Here is a 16815-nt window from a genome sequence, read left to right as displayed (position 1 = left end):
CATGAGACTACGACGATTGATGGGTGTAGCCGATCAGATCGTAGCTTCTAGATTTAGTTCCATCGATTTAAGCAACAAAGCCTATCGAATTGAGTAATCACTATGGTGTTTTTCTCTTTGTTCGCTTGATGAATGCGACCCAAATACGTGTCGCAATCATCAAGCGGAATATACGATTGATAAAGTCGATAGGGCTGAAGCGCAATAATGAAAGATATAGTAATGGCGGTCATCCAAATAGCTCGCTGAATAAACTGCCAACGGTCTTTTTTCTGCATAATCATGGGAAAGCTCCTCAGATATATCGGCCACTAATTGGTGCCTTTCTTTCGGTTGATTTTCACAACCGCATATACAACCAATGCCATTCCGATGGCATGCCAGAGCGTGAATGCTTCATCCAACAAAGTAATCGCGAACACTGCTGTGACCGCAGGGCCGATATTGCTTGTTAGGCTGAGGGTTGAAGCAGTCAGTCTCGCCATGGACGCAGCCACAAAGTAAGACGGAAGAACCGTACAAAAAATGCCAATACCTATCCCAAGAACAACCAATTCAGATGGCATGGCGGAAAACTGCGCGTCCTGCCAATGGTGTTGTGCCATGATGACCACTCCGGCGCTACCCATTCCAATACTGGTAAAAAGCTGGGCACCAATCTTCCCGATGACTTTTTTACTTAATACAAGGTAAACCGCGAAGACAAGTGCAGACGCGACAGCGAGAGCACTACCTAGCCAGACTTGTGAACCAAAGGATTGGAAGTCGTGCATTACAATCATGGCGACGCCCACATACCCAAGAAAAATAGAGGTAAAGGTGCCTTTCTTGGGCGTCTCTTTCAGGAATACCCAAGAAATCATCACCACAAATGACGGGAACAGAAAGATCAGCAATCGCTCAAGCTGTGCTGAAATATATTCCAGCGCCACGATATCCAGCAGTGAGGCAAAGTAATACCCAAGTATCCCGACAGCCGCTGCCTGCAGACCATATTGCTTCACTTTGCTTCTTTCGCCGGGATCTCGGCATAGCCAGAGCAATATCGCCAGATACACAGGAAGTGAGGATACGGCACGTAAGCTCATGATTGACGTTGCATCGCCGCCAAGCGCATACGCCAATTTAATGAGTACAGGTTTCATGGAAAACAGGGCTGTGCCAATTAGCGCATAAATAATGCCTTGGCGATATTGAGAGGTTGGATGATCAGTGACGGCGGCGTCGTTCATAACTCACTTCCTTGATGTTTGGCTCAATGTTTTGTGCGTTGAGCTGGGTAAAAACAAGGCTGTGAGAAAAACGATATCCGGCTGTTTAACTCACAGCCGGGCACATGTATCTCTACCGACTGCGGGGCATAAGGAGTAGTAGCCAAAGTGGTAGAGATGGAAAACGCATAAGTAACTCTTTAATGTTGATGAGTTTTTAAACTAAAGCATTGAGAAATTAGATGCAACCGTTCGTTTACAAATAATCAATATGGCGAGTCATCAGAGGATTACTGCTGAATTAAACAACGATGCATGATGTTCAATTACCTGTGCTTTCAACGTGTCTTTAAACTGACTGAACAAGTAGGATCTTCCTGCATCAATGCCCATCTTGTAACCTTCATCTAGTTTTGCTTTTTTCATCGTAAAGCGTCCAATGCTAAATTGTTCGGGTGGGGCGATTACGTGAATGGTGCAATCTGTGGGTGGATGTTTAATAAAATTCAGCGATTGATTATAGCGATCTGCTCGTTCTCGCATGGCTTCAGCCAGAGTAGGGTGTTTTTTCAGTAAGTGGTCCATCAATCCCGGCAACTTCATCGGTGACATTTCATAGCTTTCAGGGTGAGAAAGAATAACCGTGATGTCTCTGGCTCCTCGTCGATACGCTTCAATCACAGGAATTGAGTCAGCAACGCCTCCATCGGTGTAGCAACCGCCGGAAAAACACGGAGTAGGGCGATACGCAATGGGTAGTGCTGCTGTTGCCTCAAGAACATGAGGCAAATTGTCCTCGTTTACCCAATAGTAATCAGCGTTTCCTGAGTCGATGTTAGTGACTGCAGCCAAAAGAGGAATGGAGCGAAACATGGCGTTGGTATCAAGTGGGAAGCGGCGCAGTGACTCATCAAACAGCCATTGCACATCAATCAAGTTACCACCGCGAACAAAACGAGCAGGATTGAAGAAATCAGAATGTGTTGCCAGCTCAGTGATAACTTGATAGCTACGCTTAGGTTGCCCTGCGAGATACCCCAGAAGGTTTGATGCACCAGCGGACACGCCTACTGCAAAATCGAACGGTTTGTAATTAACGTCCAAAAAGGCATCGAGTACGCCACTGGCAAAAATGCCTCTCATTGCGCCGCCCTCTACCACCAATGCGCGTTTACTCTCCATGCATACTTTCTCTATGTTATCTGAACGTGGAGTAAGCATACGAATCCAGCCACTCGTTGGAAAATCGCTAGTATCTATTCTATCAATAGCTGTTTCTTATTAAATTGCCTTCGCCAACAGCATTGATGTGTGGGATTTTTGAACAATTCATCGTAAGGTAAGATTTTCCGCATATCGGTGCGGAGGCTTGGACGTTTTAATGACAAAGACAGAGGATGGTTATGTCACTGGAAGCTGTAACAGATTACTTCTCGCCACTGGGCATGGCAAATCGTATTTTGGTGATGGAAAAATCAACGGCAACGGTTGATGAAGCTGCTGAAGTGCACAAGGTAGACCCTGACCAAATTGCAAAAACACTGTCTTTTAAGGTCAATGAAACGCCGATCCTTATTGTGGTGTCAGGTGCTTCCAAGATCGACAACAAGAAGTACAAACAGCATTTTCAGAAGAAAGCGAAAATGCTAACTGCAGAAGAGGTGCTTGATGTTACAGGCCATGCTGTTGGCGGAGTTTGTCCGTTTGGTTTGCCGAATCCTGTTGAGGTGTTTTTAGATATCTCATTGAAAAAACATGAGGAAGTTATTCCCGCTGCAGGGGCTCAGAATTCAGCGATTAGGCTTACCCTGCCAGAACTAGAAACCCATTCACTGGCCATGGCATGGGTGGATGTTTGTAAGGACTAGGCGATAATTATCCGTCGCGTTGATTGCTATTGGTATCGTGCGGCAGTAATAAACTCCCCAAACGACTCGCACCATACAATGACGGTATTGAACTGAGAGGGATCGACTCCTACAGGGACGTTTACCAAAAAGTTATCGAAGGTTTTTACGTCGCCAACTTGCAACATTTGAGGTTTGACGCGTTCGAAATCGGTTTCGGTCTCAATAAACTCTGGTGAGAGATAAAGCTTATAATCAGGGCCCGGAGCCAGCTCGCCCATCAGTGAGATTGTGTTTGGGCCAATAGAGACTCTCCCTTCGCCCCAGTGAAACGTATCGCTGTCTTTAAGATCTTTTCGGAACTCGCCGGTATACGTCGCGCTACTCGCCGTGGACTCTATAAGCTCTACCGATGGGCCTTCTGGCGCAATCAAAATGGGAAGGGCGTAGATACCTGCCGCAAATCCAATGATAAGCGCGAAACCATGGGTAAATATTGAAATAATCAGCTGACGTGGGGTCATGAAGTTAAGTCCTTTTTAGCTTCAATGTTCTTCGCAATAACTATAAACCTACCATTCCTTTACGCAGCGCAAGAGACTAAAAAGCCCGTTTTAGAATGTAAAAACGGGCTTTGCGTCAATAATCTCAAAAATTAGAGTCGACTAAGCACAGATAGGCTCTGCCACTTTCACGACTAACTTGCCGAAGTTCTTGCCTTCAAGCAGGCCAATAAACGCTTCAGGCGCACTAGCCAGTCCGTCGACGATTTGCTCTTTGTACTGAATTTGCCCTTTCGCTAACCATGCAGACATGTCTTGTGCAAACTCGTCATAGCGATGTGCATAGTCATCAAAAATGATGAAGCCTTGCATCTTAATGCGTTTGATAAGCAAAGTCGCCATCAGCAGTGACATGCGGTCTGGGCCCGCAGGTAGCTCTGTTGCATTGTATTGTGAGATCAAGCCACAGACAGGCACACGCGCACCCGTATTCAGTAGTGGCATCACGGCATCAAATACCTTGCCACCGACATTCTCGTAGTAAACGTCGATACCTTTGCTACAGGCCGCGGTAAGCTGTTCTGCAAAGTCATCCGCTTTGTGGTCAATACAGATATCGAAGCCTAGTGTTTCAACTGCATAGCGGCATTTTTCTTCACCGCCAGCCACGCCCACTACGTTGCAACCTTTGAGCTTGGCAATTTGTCCAACCGTTGCTCCGACTGGGCCAGTTGCTGCCGCCACGACGACCGTATCTCCTTCTTTAGGCTGGCCAATATCCAGTAAGCCCATGTACGCGGTGAAACCTGGCATTCCCATAATGCCAAGCGCAAATGAAGGATGGCTAGGCTGTTTACCCAGCTTCAGCAAGCCTTCTCCGTTTGATACTGCGAAAGATTGCCAGCCAGTGTATGCCAATACCCACTCGCCTATTTCCAGGTCAGCATTCAACGAGTCTTCAACCTGACAGACGGTAGCACCAACCATGACATCGTCAAGCTCAACCGGATCAGCGTAAGACTTAGCGTCGTTCATACGGCCACGCATGTATGGGTCTAAAGAGAGGTAAATCGTTCGGAGTAACACTTCGCCTTCTTTAAGGGTAGGGACGGATTGAGTCTCTACTCGGAAGTTATCGGTAACAGGCGCGCCAACAGGGCGGGAGGCTAGGACAATTCTCGTGTTTTCAATAAGAGCTGACATTGTATTATTCCTTTTGGTTTTAGCACCACTAGACCAGTCGTCTAGTCATTGCGTAAAAAAATCCGCCAAAACAATATGGCGGTTTCGGCCGGCGGTGTTGTGCCGACATTGATTAAAACGGATGATGACCTTTGAGCAGTCTTTCAGTGGTATCCAAAGCCTGCTTCATGGGCTGTGTGCTTTGATTGAGCTTGCTCATTAAGCTTGCACCAATCCACATATGATAAAGCTGATTCGCTGTTGATTTGGCGTCGGAGATTTGTATAGAGCCATCGTCAATACCTTGTCGGATGCTAGTTTCTAGCATGCTGATCACTTGATTTGCACCGGCGAGCAAGGACTGCCGCATTGCATCAGAAAGGTCAGAGACCTCAGCACTGAGTTTGACAACTAGGCAGCGTTGGCTGCCGCAAAGACCGTCATTGACTTCTATCCATTTGTGCCAGTAAGTCATGAGTTTGTCGAAACCAGACAAAGAGGGATCGCAGAACAAAGTGTCGAGTCGCGCTGCATATTGCGAGAAATAGTCTGCAATCAGTGCTTCACCAAATTGTTCTTTGGATTTGAAATAGTGGTAGAAGGAGCCTTTAGGCACACCCGCGCGACTAAGCAGTTGAGAAAGGCCGACGTTAGAGAAGCCTTTCTCAACAATCAATTGGTAACCAACGTCCAATATGAGTTGGCGTGTGGATTGAGTTTCAGTATTCATGCGGATACCATAAATCAAATTAGACCAGTCGTCTAGTGTGTTTGCTAAGATGAATTTTTGAGGTCTCTATGGGGGAAATCGCATCGATGCGGAGAATTCGATATACTCACTGTCCAAGCATTTTTACCATGCGGTCATCACGTCGAAAGGAATAGACAATTGTTTGGAATAGAAAATTTGTGGTTATTTGTCCTGTCAGGCATTTTGCTTAATTTAGTTCCTGGCCCCGATTCACTCTTGATTGCGGGCCGTGCTGCAACACAAGGATTCAAAGCGGGCTCTGCGGCTGCGTTTGGGATCGGTTCTGGAACGCTCGTTCATATTGCTGCCGCAGCGTTAGGGTTTTCTGCGGTGTTGGCAACGTCAGCAACGGCGTTTACGGTAGTTAAAGTGATTGGTGGTTTATACTTAATGTATATGGCGTTTAGTATGATTCGCGCCAGTCAAAGCAATGAAGCTTCTGACAACAAACCGTTAAAGCCTGTTCCTTTGCGTAAAATCTATTATCAAGGCCTTATCACCAACGTATTTAACCCTAAAATAGCAATTTTCTTCCTCGCATTTGTTCCCCAATTTATTTCCCCAGAAAGTGATAATAAGGCACTTGCCTTTTTCGTCCTGGGCTTGATTTTCAATTTCAATGGCATGATTTGGTGCCATATTATTGCTTGGGCATCGTCATCGATCAGCAAGAAGGTCAAGCTTAGTAAACAATTCAAAACTTGGCTTTCTAGGGCAACGGCGGGGTTATTTGGTGCCTTTGGGATCCGTTTGTTGGTGTCGACACAAGGTTAGTGAGCCAACTATTCGTGCTTGAGTATATAATGGCCAAAATTTCTGATTATTAGTATGAACGACCCATGGCTGTTTTAGATATTCTTACCGCTTCAAACCCAAAACTTAAGCGTCGCGCTGAAAAAGTAACGGACTTTGACGCCGTGCAACCTCTCGTTGACGACCTTCTTGAGACCTTGTACACCACAAGCAACGGGGTAGGCCTTGCTGCCATGCAGGTCGGCCGCCTGGAAGCGGTGGTTGTTATAGATATCTCAGAAGAGCGTGACCAGCCACTTGTGTTGGTTAATCCGGTTGTTGAGCAGGGACAAGAAAAAGTAATGGGGCAGGAAGGCTGCTTGTCAGTGCCTGATTACTATGCGGATGTGGAACGTTTTTCTTCGGTTGTGGTTTCAGCACAGGACCGCAACGGAAATCCTATCACCATTGAGAGCGATGACTTTCTGGCGATTGTTATGCAGCACGAAATCGATCACCTGAATGGCACCTTGTTTATCGACCACCTGTCATCACTAAAACGTCAAATGGCGATGAAAAAGGTGAAGAAGTACGAAAAAGAGTTTGCTGCTCAATAAGTGCTTATCAAACAGATAAAAAGGCCGCTTAGCGGCCTTTTAACTATCTTCAATTCCAAGGTCAGATATTCACTTCCTTGACGGAGAAACGGCCGTTGTCTAACGGTCGCTTGAGTTCTTCTTTGTTATCGAAGTTAATTTTATTCAAATCCACTTTTTTAATTTGGCTGTCGTTCATCGTTTTGTAATAGAACACGCCTTTGGCTTGGTCTGTGACTGACGTCCATTGCGTTGCGCTTGGTAAATCTGGCATGTGCTCACGGTACGCTTCGCTGAATTCGGTGCCGATAGGAATATCGAAATTATTCAGAATATGAAACGCCTGAGAGACGGCTTGTTCAGACGTTTTCGATTCCGGAGCTGTGTTGACAAAGAACGCTGCGCGTACGAATCGTGACGGCGGTGTGATGTCACCGGGCAAGCCTAGGAATCCTGACCCAATACCAAAGGATTTGGCCTCAATGCCCCCAAATTTTTGCGGTGCACTAGAACCGGGGTGCAAGTTGATGTAGTTATTCAGGTTAGTCACTTGCCAAGGGAATGTAGGCGAGTTCGTCAGCACACCCACTTCATTGTCGTAAATGTGTACCTTTCCGTTATCCATGATTTCGATAACAATGTTGTTGCCTGCTTTGTCGGTTACTCGCCAGTGCCCAGTTGGGGAAGGCTGCCCGTTGGCATCAATGTAAACAGGTACGATATCGATGGAATTCATCGCCGTTTTCACTTCATCGACGGTCTTGAATTGAGATAGCATCCAGCGAACGAAATCCATATCCGTAATGCTGTTAGCACGATCTTTCGGGTTGTACGCTTGTAGTGACCCATAGCCTTTGAAGTAGAAAAGACCAGCTGTTAACCCCTCTTCATTGACGCCTTCACCAATGAAGGTATCGACACTCACTGAAATTCCTACAAACCCGTACTTACTTTTCCACGTCAGTCCTTTCTGTTGGTCAGGCATGGTGGATGTGAAGGTGTGATCACGAGGCGAAACAATCAATTTACTGTTGAGATCATTTTCACCCCACTCGATGGTACGCGCGTGTACATGTTGGTCAGAAACAGTGGAAAGTGAGATACCTGTACAAGCAGAAGCGGGTGTCATTGCGTTGGCAGTAAGCAACAGGGCAAGAAGCGTCTTTTTCATCTTATTATGTCCATCTAAAAGAGCGGCGTTGGTTAGAATTTTACGCCCTTTGTGGTGACAAACAATGGTAGTAAACATTGTTTGTATGCTGCGGGTCTTCATGTGGCCTTGTTAATCAATTCGCGGTTACTCGGCAATGCCTTTTAGACTCACTTCTCGATAATTAGGGTCATTGCCAATGTCAGGTTGTGCACTTGGGTAGATAGCGAGTTTAATCATCTTCGTCTTGAAAAGTACGCGCTTATTTAAACTTTGCGGTAACAAGATTAATTCGAGCGCCAGGAGAAAGAATATGAAGTTTCTTGAGTTGAAAGTCCCGCCAGTGGCACTGGTTTTTCTATTTATTGCGTGGATGTGGTGGCTTTCGGCACGTGCCGGAATTTTGGGTATTGACCACGCCCCAAGATTGGCTGTGTTTTCTTTTCTAACATTCGTGTCGGCAGGCATATGTCTTGCGGGTGTATTAGCGTTTAAAGCCCAGAAAACGACGGTAAATCCAATCAAGCCAGAATCGAGTTCCAGTCTGGTGCAAAGTGGCATTTATCGATTTACTCGAAACCCAATGTATCTGGGAATGGCACTGTTTCTAGTGGGCTGTGGGGTTTTCTTTGACAGTGCTTACGCCATTGCTTCCGTGCTGTTATTTGTTTTGTATATGACGAAATTCCAAATCCAACCTGAAGAGTCGGCACTAACAAAGATATTTGGTCAGGCATTCATTGACTACATGCGTACGACGCGGCGTTGGCTCTGATGTTCTCGGTATCATATGCATCTGGGATGAGTATAAAAAAGCCTGCTGTAGCAGGCTTCTATGATGTTTCGTTGTGAGCCTAAGCTAAGCACTAAGCACGGCACGGAGGGCTTGTTGAACCTCTCCGTCGGATGCGTCGCGAGAAACAGTGAATGAGCGATATGTATCACCTCGACCAAATGAACGATCGATTTCTGCAAGACAATGGATCACGCCACCATCAAGGATAAACGAGAGCTCGATCTCTTTTCGGTTAAACATGGCACTGTTTCTAAATTCAAGTTCTTGGTAGCACCCAGAGCGCGACATAAAGCCATTACCACGAAGTTGGCCTTTTTCTACATCGGCTTTCACCATGGAGAAACCTTCTCGCTCAATGGTATCAATGATGCGCTGCACGACGGGTAATGGACGAATTTCGATGTAGTCTCGGTCTTTTGGATCTAATGCAAAATCAATGTCCAGAGATGTCTCTAGCCATACGTGGCTTTGGTTTAGTTTGGCATTGATGGCGGTGATAGGGGCTTCATCATGTAGTTTCAATTCAAACGGCACTTCTTTCGTTTCGCCGGGTTGCACTACCAATGGGTCATTGGCGTGAATATGCCCCAGCACAAACGGCTGGTAGCTGACACCAGAGTCAGATTCCACTTTTACTTCGGTACAAAGTTTTAGGGCAATGGCATCTACTTGCTGTTCTACATCACCACCTTTGATGTGAACCGTGCCTTTTAACGTTTCCCCTTGATAGAGTGACGCGTTGGCGACAATGGTGTCTACGGTCGTTGCGCCAATACCGAGTGACGCTTTCAACTTTTTGAACATGCTGATTGTTCCTTGTTAAATCCACAAAACCTTGTTTACACAAACTCCACGAAGGGTGCAAGGCACAGGGTTAAGAAAACCGAGGTAAGTTTGTCATTAGGCGGCGATTGAAGGCACACCGCTGTGGAAACGAAACGTGTCGTCAGGCGTTAAAATCAGCTCTGCTTCTTTTTCACCAATCACTTTAACGCGATCACTGATGTTGCTGCCTGCAATCGCTTCCGCCAATTTTAAGTAATCTTGATAGTGGCGCGCTTCAGAACGAAGCAAAGAGATATAGAACTTGCGTAACTCTTCATCGAGATGCGGTGCGATTTTAGCGAAACGTTCACACGAGCGTGCTTCGATATATGCACCGATGATAAGTTTATCGATGAGCGTAGCTGGCTCGTGAGTGCGAACAATTGACATCAAACCACGTGCATAACGTCCAGCATGGAGTGGAGAATAAGGCATCTTTCTCGCATCCATGATTTCGATAACTTGCTCGAAATGGTGGAACTCTTCCTTAATCAGTCGAACCATTTTGTCGATCAAGTCCTGACTATGCTCAAAGCCTTCTTTCGGTTTTAACGTTGCGCTTAAACCGTTTTTTTTCGCATGGAAAATACCCTCGCGTACGCCTCGGTAGACGAAATCCTCGTACGGCTTTGCCCACTCAAGTAATAAACCGCTGCTGGTGGCATCGATTGCGTACTTGCGAATCAGCCACAATGCCGTCTGGCTGGCTTTTAACTCACAGTTGGCGTGGTCACGCAAAAGGATAGTTTCATTTTCTGGTTTGATGGCTTCATCGATCCAAGCTTGCGGCGTTTCGCAATGCAAAAATCCACGGACAGGTTGAAGTAAATTTTCTAGTTCTAGGCTTAACGACATTGATAGTTCTGATTATTTAACGTGTTGAGACTGGCGATTATAACGTGGAGCCCAGTGGGGATAAACACTACTGACAGGTTCTGTCAGTAGGTGTCAGTAACCTTCTCTCAACCCCACACAAAAGGAGAGAACATCATGGAAAATATTGTTGAAACCGTTAGATTCAAACTGAAAGAGGGCGCCAATGAGGCTAAATTTCTGGCTGATTCAGAAGCAACCGTGTCTTTTGTCACGCAAAGCGCCGGATTCCTTTACCGCTCGCTAAGCGTTGATGAAAGTTCACAAACGTGGACGGATATTACTTACTGGGACTCGATGGAAAATGCAAAAGCAGCTTATGATGACTTTATGAATCATGAATCTGCGAGGAACATGATTTCACATATAGAGGAAGAATCAGTTGTGATGTCCCATGAAACCCTCAAAATGAATGTTATGAGTGATTGCGCACAATCCGCTTAACGGGAATGAATAATGAGTAAATCGGAGCGTTTTTTTGAGTTGTTGACCTTGCTGCGTAGTAAGCGTTACGCAGTGACGGCGAAAAACTTAGCTGAAGAGTTAAGTGTCAGCGAACGTACGATTTACCGAAATATCTAGTCCCTGCAAACGTCTGGAGTGCCTATAGAAGGAGAGACGGGGATTGGATATTTGCTTGGAAAAGGCTCCCATTTACCTCCATTGATGTTTACTGAAGAAGAGATGTTGGCCCTCGAACTTGGCATGCAGATGGTTCGAGCGTGGTCGGATAAATGCCTCTCTGTCGCTTCAGAGTCGGCCTCGCGAAAAATACACTCTGTATTGCCAGATCATTTGAAAGCGCAGCTTGAGACCTTTCCTTTAGCTGTACCCTCATTCTTTGCTCATAGCGAAACAGCATCATGCAGCGAGCTCTTGCGTGAAGCCGCTACCCTTAAACGGAAAATCCGTATGGATTATGAAACAGGAGAAGGCGTGTGTACTTCGCGTGTTATTCAGCCTCTTGGACAGGTTTACTGGGGGAAGGTCTGGACGCTCGTTGCTTGGTGTGAATTAAGGAATGCCTATAGGAGTTTTCGTGTTGATAGAATCCAGCATGTAGTTTTGCTGGATGATGATTTTGAATTAAGCGACAACAAGAATTTCCAGCACTATATGTCACTGTGTGATGATTCCGAGAATGAAGTTCAAGAAAAGCATGGGTCGTAACGTCCTATGCCGACCAGAAAAAGATGACAAAAAAGCGAGCTATAAGGCTCGCTTTTTTTATTAATCGACGGGTGAATGATGTTGGGTATTAACCCAGTAGGTCATCCGCTACTTTATAACTCGGATCTTCGATGTGGTTGATTTCGACCAAACTACCCGCTTTGGTGAGTAGTGCTCGACAGTCTTGAGATAGATGACGAAGATGCAGCGTTTTACCTGCTTTATTATAGCGCTCTGCCAAGGTGTCGATTGCTTCAATGGCCGAATGGTCTGCAACGCGAGATTTTTCGAAATCGACAATGACATCTTGAGGGTCGTTAGTCGCATCGAATAGCTCTAAGAAATTAGCGACTGAACCGAAGAACAGAGGACCGTTCACTTCGTACACTTTAGAGCCTTGCTCATTAGTATAACTAGAAGCAAAAATGTGCTTTGCATGCTCCCATGCAAACATCAGTGCGGACACGATGACACCCACGATGACCGCAATCGCAAGGTCAGTTAATACGGTAACGACTGTAACGAGCACGATGACAAAGAAATCACGTTTAGGTACGCGGCGAGCCAGTTTAAACGTTGCCCACTCGAACGTACCAATAACGACCATAAACATTACACCTACCAGCGCAGCCAGCGGGATCATCTCAATCAGTGAAGAGGTGAATAGGATGAAGCAAAGTAGCGCAATTGCTGCCACGATACCGGACAAACGACCGCGACCACCAGAGTTCACGTTGATCATCGATTGGCCAATCATGGCACAGCCGCCCATCGCACCAAATACTGAACACGTTACATTGGCTACACCTTGTCCCATACATTCGCGATTACCGTGCCCGCGTGTCCCTGTCATTTCATCAACAACGGTCAGCGTTAGCAGTGATTCAATCAATCCAACGGCAGCCAGAATCAACGCGTAAGGAAGAATGATGTAGAGCGTTTCCAGGTTGAAAGGAACGGTTGGGAACGCAAACGTTGGCAAGGTTCCTGCCAGTGTTGCATTTTCATCACCGCTCATTGAACGTAAGAAATCAACGACGTTGCGAGTATCCAAATCCAGAAGTACCACTGCCGCCGTCACACCGACGATCGCGACCAAAGAGGAAGGTACTGAGGTAGTCAGTTTTGGAAGGAAATGTATGATTGCCATCGTGATAGCGACAAGACCCAGCATGAGGTACATCTGCTCGCCTTGAAGCCACTCCATGTCACCATTCGCACCTGGCACTTGGAATTGCCCGAGCTGAGCAAGGAAAATTACGATCGCAAGGCCGTTAACAAAGCCAATCATTACAGGGTGGGGAACCATGCGAATAAATTTACCGAGCTTGAATACGCCAGCTGAAATTTGAATCAAGCCAGCAAGCATAACGGCCGCAAAGAGGTATTGAATGCCGTGCTCAGCAACAAGGCTGACCATAACAACCGCCATTGCACCTGTTGCACCTGAAATCATGCCGGGACGACCGCCCAAAATGGACGTTAGCAGTCCCATAATGAATGCAGCATAGAGGCCAACCATTGGGTCGACACCTGCAACGAAAGCGAAAGCAACAGCTTCAGGCACGAGTGCCAGCGCAACTGTTAATCCCGACAATACGTCGTTTTTCACAGAGTGTTGTGGAAACTTGGGAAATTCAAACATCGTATTGGGTTACTTCTTAATTATTAAGTTATTTGACTATTCAATATACCCAAGCTTTCTAACACATACCGTCATTAGGTGGCTTGGGTATATTACCAACATGTCTAATCATCTAATCAGTCGTGCATATGCAATTTATTAAATACAGTATTGTTCTGTTTTGGTGTTAGCCCACCATTTTCTGCACTCATAACTCCACTTTCGCGATGAATTCAGCACAAATTTTGTTTAGATGTTTAATCACATTGGCATAACGCCTGCGAATACTACCTAAAAGTGTGATTTTGTTCAATGTTGGTGATGTTTTTGTGAACGATCTAGGTGGTTTTTTCAATAAGTTACAAAGAAAAATCGTTACACGTCGAAAGAAGAAGGTTGTGTGTGTAGTACAAATTGGAGAGATAAAAAAAGAGCCATGACAGGGCATGGCTCTTCTTCAATGACTAATTATCGGTTAAGAGTAATTAGGCTTTGTCGCAGGTGCAGCGGCACGGTTTGTTGCCGTTTCACTACCTGCTTGCTTGGTTTTCTCATGCTCAGAGCGGAACTCAGCAATCGCAACGTTGATTGGCGCGTCACTGTTTTCCGGTGCCGGAGCTTTAGCCATCGGTGCGGTTACACAGCTATAACGAACCACTGGCGCTTTTGCAGGTTTCGTTGGTTCAACTGCTGCAATTTCGCTAGTGTTGATCGCTTCCTTAACGTCGGCCTTTTCAGCAACATCGTCAGACTTCGCTTCGACAACTGCTTCTTCGGCGACTGTTTCTTCAACAGCTTCAACAACGGGTGCTTTAACGGCAACTGGTAGCTCTTCACTCAGTGCATCGGCACCTTCTGATTTCGCTTTTTCTTCCAGTACAGTTGGTGCAGAACGGCGCGCGATCACTTTGCCCATTGCCATTTCTGGGAATGCAACACCACCATGTTTAGGCGCGTTTACCGCCGCTACTGGTGCTTCTTCAACAACGGGTGTTTCAACCGTGACTTCTGCAACAACAGGTGCTTTTGCCGCCGCTTTTGACGGCCACACTTTGCCCATCGCCATTTCTGGTGATGCTACACCTGACTTAAGAACAACGTTCGCACGTTTTTCCACAACAGATACTGCGGTTTCCATCATGTCGAGTTGGTCAAGAGCATGCTCAGTAGTGACTGATTCATTGTCTTCACGGTTACTGCGACGACGGCGTTGGCCGCTTGCACGAAGGTGGCGCGGAGAACGGCGGTTGCGGCGTTTTTCTTCACGCGGCTCGCCATTTTCGTTCGTTGAGCTTTTCTCGAACGTGTCTACGGTAGGCTCTTCTGCTTTCGCTTCAGATGCCATTGCTTTGCCCATTTCTTGTAATGGGTTAGCTGCAACGGTCACGTCTTGCTCTAATGCTGCATCAGCAACACGCACTTTTTTGCTTAGCTTGCGACGTTGACGGCGTTGTTTTACTTTCTCCGTCTTTTCCGCTTTTTCTTCTTGCTTAGCAACTTGAGCCTCTTCTTTCACAGGCTTAACAGCTTTCGCTTGCTGGCGCTGATCAGATTTCTCAGTTTGTGGCTTGCGGTTTTGCTTCTTCGCAGGCTTTTCCTGACGCTCTTCAGTTTGCTCAGTTGGCTCTACGCGTTCTTTACGACGCGGCTTCTTCTCGCCACGTTCCGCATTCTTACCATTCGTGTTTTCGTCACGCTGGTTATTGCGTGTACCACGACGGGTGCGGTCTTGTGAGCGTTTGTGATCGCGACGGTTACGAGATTCGCGTTTCGGCGCTTCTGGTTGTTCTTCTTCTGTGCTTGTGAACAAACCAGAGATGAACGAAACCAAACGTGTGAATAGGCCTGGTTTATTCGCGTCTGCAACTGTAGCTGCAGCTTTTGGCGCAGAGGCAGGTGCTGAAGGAGCAGTGAAGCTCTGCAGTGCCGGCTCTTCGCGCTTTTTCACTACACGTTCTGCTGGTGCATCTTCTTTTTCAGCTTCGCGAATTGCATCCAACTGTTCTGGTAAGTGGTAAGAGAGCGTTGTGTTCTCATCGCCACCACGAACACGAACCACTTCAAAGTGAGGCGTTTCCATGTTTGCGTTAGGTACAATGACGACGCGTACGTTGTGGTATTTCTCAACGTGTTGCACTGAGCGACGCTTTTCGTTCAACAAGTACGAGGCAACAGGAACAGGGACAATCGCCATGACCTGAGATGTGTTTTCTTTCAGTGCTTCTTCTTCGATCAGACGAAGAATAGACAGTGAGAGGGATTCGTTGTCACGGATAACACCCGTACCTGTACAGCGAGGGCAGATATGGTGGCTAGCTTCTGCCAGAGAAGGACTCAGGCGTTGACGTGACATTTCCAATAGACCGAAACGTGAGATACGGCCAATTTGAACGCGAGCACGATCCATACGAACGGCTTCGCGAAGGCGGTTTTCTACTTCGCGTTGGTGACGAACTGGTGTCATATCGATAAAGTCGATAACAACCAGACCACCTAGGTCACGCAGACGTAGTTGACGCGCGATTTCATCTGCTGCTTCCAAGTTTGTTTGAAGCGCAGTTTCTTCGATGTCAGAGCCTTTCGTTGCACGTGCTGAGTTGATGTCGATAGACGTCAGAGCTTCTGTTGGGTCGATAACAATCGAACCACCAGACGGCAGGCGGACTTCACGTTGGAATGCAGATTCAATCTGGCTTTCGATTTGGTAGTGGCTGAAAAGTGGAACTTCGCCTTCATAGCGTTTCACGCGACTTAGGAAGTCAGGGCGGGTCGCTTGAATACGTTCACGAGCCTGATTGAATACTTTCTCGCTGTCGATCAGTACTTCGCCGATATCACGACGTAAGTAATCACGGAATGCGCGAGCGATAACATCACTTTCTTGATAAATCAGGAAAGGTGCATCTTTAGATACCGCGGCCCCTTGAATACGTTCCCAGTTGTTCAGGAGGTATTTCAAGTCCCACTCAAGTTCTTCTGCAGATTTACCAACACCAGCAGTACGTACGATCAGACCCATGCCTTGAGGCAGTTTCAGACCAGACATCGCTTCTTTCAGTTGGCTACGCTCTTCACCTTCAATACGGCGAGAAATACCGCCAGCACGAGGGTTGTTCGGCATCAATACAAGATAGCTGCCAGCCAGCGAGATGAATGTGGTCAGGGCTGCACCCTTGTTACCACGTTCTTCTTTATCTACTTGAACAATCACTTCTTGGCCTTCTTTCAACACCTCTTTGATGTTTGGACGGCCTTGGTAGCTGTAATTGTCTGGGAAATATTCGCGGGCAATTTCTTTAAGAGGAAGGAAACCGTGACGCTCTGATCCGTAGTCTACGAAAGCTGCTTCAAGACTAGGTTCAATGCGGGTAATTCGGCCTTTATAGATGTTTGCTTTTTTCGATTCATGACCAGGGCTTTCGATATCTAGATCGTATAGGCGCTGACCGTCAACCAATGCGACGCGCAACTCTTCTTTTTGAGTTGCGTTAATCAACATTCTTTTCATATCAAATTGTTCTCGATTATTTGTTGTTATTAGTTGTCGGTTACGAG

Annotated in this window: 16 protein-coding genes and 1 pseudogene; 6 read left to right on the top strand and 11 right to left on the bottom strand. The window is 46.5% G+C overall.

The features are described from left to right. Positions 1–53 precede the first annotated feature (53 nt). The 3 genes from B5D35_RS16215 to B5D35_RS16205 all read right to left on the bottom strand — a co-directional run bounded on the left by B5D35_RS16215 (position 54) and on the right by B5D35_RS16205 (position 2393). On the bottom strand, positions 54–284 hold the full coding sequence (locus B5D35_RS16215; protein WP_078753583.1) for a hypothetical protein: 231 nt from the start codon (positions 282–284) through the stop codon (positions 54–56). A gap of 27 nt (positions 285–311) precedes the next feature. Continuing rightward, entirely contained in the window at positions 312–1232 is a 921-nt protein-coding gene (locus B5D35_RS16210; RefSeq protein ID WP_078753582.1) for a DMT family transporter, read from the bottom strand. Positions 1233–1493: 261 nt separating this feature from the next. Continuing rightward, entirely contained in the window at positions 1494–2393 is a 900-nt protein-coding gene (locus B5D35_RS16205; RefSeq protein ID WP_078753581.1) for a patatin-like phospholipase family protein, read from the bottom strand. 221 nt (positions 2394–2614) lie between these two features. On the opposite strand from B5D35_RS16205, the gene B5D35_RS16200 reads away from it, so the two are divergent. Further along, positions 2615–3079 carry a YbaK/EbsC family protein gene (locus B5D35_RS16200; RefSeq protein ID WP_078753580.1) on the top strand — a complete coding sequence of 155 codons (465 nt, stop codon included), beginning with the start codon at positions 2615–2617 and terminating at the stop codon, positions 3077–3079. A 26-nt stretch (positions 3080–3105) separates the two neighbouring features. Here B5D35_RS16200 and B5D35_RS16195 read toward each other — a convergent pair whose 3' ends face one another. The 3 genes from B5D35_RS16195 to B5D35_RS16185 form a co-directional block, all read right to left on the bottom strand. Continuing rightward, positions 3106–3582: a DM13 domain-containing protein gene (locus tag B5D35_RS16195; RefSeq protein ID WP_078753579.1), complete on the bottom strand. Its 477-nt coding sequence runs from the start codon at positions 3580–3582 to the stop codon at positions 3106–3108. Between the two features lie 141 nt (positions 3583–3723). Then, complete coding sequence (locus B5D35_RS16190) at positions 3724–4764, bottom strand: NADP-dependent oxidoreductase (protein ID WP_078753578.1); 1041 nt, start codon at positions 4762–4764, stop codon at positions 3724–3726. A 112-nt stretch (positions 4765–4876) separates the two neighbouring features. Further along, positions 4877–5473: a TetR/AcrR family transcriptional regulator gene (locus tag B5D35_RS16185; protein ID WP_078753577.1), complete on the bottom strand. Its 597-nt coding sequence runs from the start codon at positions 5471–5473 to the stop codon at positions 4877–4879. 159 nt (positions 5474–5632) lie between these two features. Here B5D35_RS16185 and B5D35_RS16180 point away from each other — a divergent pair, with 159 nt between their 5' ends. Together B5D35_RS16180 and def are read left to right on the top strand one after the other, a co-directional pair. Beyond that, on the top strand, positions 5633–6268 hold the full coding sequence (locus B5D35_RS16180; protein ID WP_078753576.1) for a LysE family translocator: 636 nt from the start codon (positions 5633–5635) through the stop codon (positions 6266–6268). A 65-nt stretch (positions 6269–6333) separates the two neighbouring features. Then, complete coding sequence (gene def, locus B5D35_RS16175; protein WP_078753575.1) at positions 6334–6843, top strand: peptide deformylase; 510 nt, start codon at positions 6334–6336, stop codon at positions 6841–6843. A 61-nt stretch (positions 6844–6904) separates the two neighbouring features. Here def and B5D35_RS16170 read toward each other — a convergent pair whose 3' ends face one another. Further along, positions 6905–7993, bottom strand: a complete 1089-nt coding sequence (locus tag B5D35_RS16170; protein WP_078753574.1) for a linear amide C-N hydrolase — start codon at positions 7991–7993, stop codon at positions 6905–6907. A gap of 292 nt (positions 7994–8285) precedes the next feature. Between B5D35_RS16170 and B5D35_RS16165 the strand changes: the two genes are divergently transcribed. Next, a complete protein-coding gene (locus tag B5D35_RS16165; RefSeq protein WP_078753573.1) occupies positions 8286–8747 on the top strand; it encodes a methyltransferase family protein in 462 nt (153 codons plus the stop codon). An 84-nt stretch (positions 8748–8831) separates the two neighbouring features. Here the strand turns inward: B5D35_RS16165 and B5D35_RS16160 are convergent, their stop codons facing one another. Both B5D35_RS16160 and miaE read right to left on the bottom strand, forming a co-directional pair. Next, on the bottom strand, positions 8832–9572 hold the full coding sequence (locus tag B5D35_RS16160; protein ID WP_078753572.1) for a sporulation protein: 741 nt from the start codon (positions 9570–9572) through the stop codon (positions 8832–8834). A 96-nt stretch (positions 9573–9668) separates the two neighbouring features. Then, on the bottom strand, positions 9669–10448 hold the full coding sequence (gene miaE / locus B5D35_RS16155; RefSeq protein ID WP_078753571.1) for a tRNA isopentenyl-2-thiomethyl-A-37 hydroxylase MiaE: 780 nt from the start codon (positions 10446–10448) through the stop codon (positions 9669–9671). A 135-nt stretch (positions 10449–10583) separates the two neighbouring features. On the opposite strand from miaE, the gene B5D35_RS16150 reads away from it, so the two are divergent. Together B5D35_RS16150 and B5D35_RS16145 are read left to right on the top strand one after the other, a co-directional pair. After that, the gene (locus B5D35_RS16150) at positions 10584–10910 is read left to right on the top strand and encodes a hypothetical protein (RefSeq protein ID WP_078753570.1); all 327 of its coding nucleotides are present in this window, start codon (positions 10584–10586) and stop codon (positions 10908–10910) included. A gap of 12 nt (positions 10911–10922) precedes the next feature. Then, positions 10923–11636: pseudogene (locus B5D35_RS16145) on the top strand (helix-turn-helix transcriptional regulator). 88 nt (positions 11637–11724) lie between these two features. Here the strand turns inward: B5D35_RS16145 and B5D35_RS16140 are convergent. Next, entirely contained in the window at positions 11725–13281 is a 1557-nt protein-coding gene (locus B5D35_RS16140) for a SulP family inorganic anion transporter (protein WP_078753569.1), read from the bottom strand. Between the two features lie 454 nt (positions 13282–13735). Then, positions 13736–16759 carry a ribonuclease E gene (rne, locus tag B5D35_RS16135; RefSeq protein ID WP_078753568.1) on the bottom strand — a complete coding sequence of 1008 codons (3024 nt, stop codon included), beginning with the start codon at positions 16757–16759 and terminating at the stop codon, positions 13736–13738. Positions 16760–16815: the final 56 nt, after the last annotated feature.

Source organism: Enterovibrio nigricans DSM 22720 (assembly GCF_900167155.1).
In the GTDB taxonomy this organism is placed as follows: Bacteria; Pseudomonadota; Gammaproteobacteria; order Enterobacterales; family Vibrionaceae; genus Enterovibrio; species Enterovibrio nigricans.
The sequence above is the reverse complement of the archived record's forward strand: the minus strand, read 5'-3'. Positions and strand labels throughout refer to the sequence as shown.